This window comes from Caldivirga sp., assembly GCF_023256255.1.
In the GTDB taxonomy this organism is placed as follows: domain Archaea; phylum Thermoproteota; class Thermoprotei; order Thermoproteales; family Thermocladiaceae; genus Caldivirga.
In genome coordinates this window covers 23669-25837 of the sequence record NZ_JAGDXD010000003.1, presented here as the reverse complement: position 1 = coordinate 25837, position 2169 = coordinate 23669, and the positions used below count along the sequence as shown (strand labels likewise).

At 43.5% G+C, this 2169-nt stretch carries 2 protein-coding genes and 1 pseudogene; all 3 read right to left on the bottom strand.

The genetic code is table 11. The annotated features are described in order from the left end of the window. A pseudogene (locus Q0C29_RS00330) lies at nt 1-645 on the bottom strand (hypothetical protein); the annotation flags it as partial. Between the two features lie 165 nt (nt 646-810). Next, complete coding sequence (locus tag Q0C29_RS00325; protein ID WP_291998671.1) at nt 811-1035, bottom strand: hypothetical protein; 225 nt, start codon at nt 1033-1035, stop codon at nt 811-813. A 207-nt stretch (nt 1036-1242) separates the two neighbouring features. After that, nucleotides 1243-2169, bottom strand: a 927-nt coding sequence (locus Q0C29_RS00320) for a hypothetical protein (protein WP_291998670.1), incomplete at its 5' end; no start/stop codon positions are given.

The window sequence follows — 2169 nt, the reverse complement described above, 5'->3', positions numbered from 1 at the left end:
CTTCAACTCATTCTCAATGGTTTCAAATCTCTTGTAGGTTTCCTGCCACTTCTTATCATTCTCAATCCACCTCTTCTCATTATCCTCCCTTAACGTCCTCAATTCGTTCTCGATTGCTTCGAACCTCTTGTAAGCCTCCTCCCACTTCTTATTATTCTCCTCCCATCTTCTCTCATTCTCAATCCACCTCCTCTCACTATCCTCCCTAAGAGCCCTTAACTCAAGCCAAATCCTATTATTCTCCTCCCTTAATGCCTTCAACTCCTCCTCATGCCTTTGACTACTTTCCCTCAGCGCCTTCAATTCGCTCCAAATCTTATTGTTCTCTTCCCATAGCCTATTCTGGCTCTCCCTAAGGGACTTCAATTCCTCCCATATTTTATTATTCTCCTCCCAAAGCCTATTAACATCACTCCTCATTACCCTAATCTCCTTCAGCAACTCCCCTAGACTACCCACTACACTATTAGTGATGTTTATGAGGCTGTTCACCGCATTAGCAATACCATTAACAGCATCAACCAGCTTAGCTAGGGAAGCCTCAACACCACTAACACCAAGTAACCTAGCAACCTCACCCCTAAAAGCAGCATCCTCCCTCAAAGCCCTCAAAAACCTCTCCTTCTCCTCAGGGCTAAGACCCATCCCAACGGTGAACAATTAAAGAAACTAATAAACCTTACCACTGAAAGCCCATTAATTATTGCGGAGATGCGGGTATTGAGCTCATTTAACTTAACCTACGAGGGCTAACCACTATTAAGTATTGCACCTTAGGCTTAAACCTAAAACCCTATATCCCTGAGACCACTAATTAAGGCATGGGTCAAATAACCTCTTAACGCTATTCAACATGCTGACGCTTGTTAAGTCATTTAAAGCACCATCAATTGCCTTATTAAGGTTATCTTTATCGTTAATGTAGCCATACTTGGATAGAAAGGATTCAAGTGATGGCACCATTATTATGAACTTAAGCGCAACATCACCATTCTCATACTTAAGCATACAGTTATACGATGCTAATTGGCCCACATTAGACCCTTTACTACATGTAATACTCGGCTTATGTAAGGGAAACCTATTAGGATCATCTATGAAGTTATCTATACTTGATTTAAGTCCGTTAAATGCCTCATTGGGATCATTGGAGTCTGCATCACGAAGGATAATAACCCTAAGAAATGATCCATTGATTGAACGCAACTTACTTATTAGTAATCTAACATTACCATCAGCCTCTTAGCGAAACGCGAAATTCCCCGGCATTAATAAGGTTAATGCCATCATTAGGAGCTCCCTATCCTCAGGACTACAGACGATCACAGTACCCCACACCACCTTACGAATCCTGAGACCAAGCCTACTAAGCTCATCCCTAAGTCTCTTAGCCATCAAGGAATCACCCAGCGAGATTAGGAGACAAGTCTCAGTATACTCATAACCCTTCCCATTCCTAGCCTTAGCTGCATGGATGTGCCACCCCCTTATCCTGCAACGTCTAAGCACATTGGCAACCTCCTCAACTGCCGGCAGCTTCCTAACCACGTAGAACCTCTCATAAATCCCAAGCATCCTGAGGACCCTCCTAGTATCCTCCATAGGCACATAAACCTCAAACACACCACGCCTAACATTCAGGTTTGCGTTAAGCCCAGCCGCCTTAAGGTCATTAACAATGGCCTCAGCCAAGGCCCTATCACTGGTGGACTTAGCCAAGTACCATCCACGCCCCATGTTGTGCTTCCTAAGTATCAAGTCATGGCCAAGTATATTGATTATGGGATATTTGGCGTAAGTTAAGCAGAGCGTGGAATACTTAACCGCATCAACCAATTTAACAACCCTCTCCGTTAATCTATACTTAGGCCACCTATTAGACCACTCTACAATATCATTAATCACAAGAGCCTTAACAGGACAAACAACATAATGCTCACTACCCCCAGCCGCAGACGAGCCAAAGAAATGGCCGGAACAGCCATAAAGCCCACACAGGTAAGAATCCATAAAAGCCCTAACAGGAGGATCCACAACGAACGAGAAACCAACATCAAAAGAACCACGCCCCACATGCCCAAGAACACCATCACCCATAAACCATGTGAAGACGGAATCCCTCGTTATAAAGCCATTAACCATATAGTAAATAATTCTTAATTGCTTCTT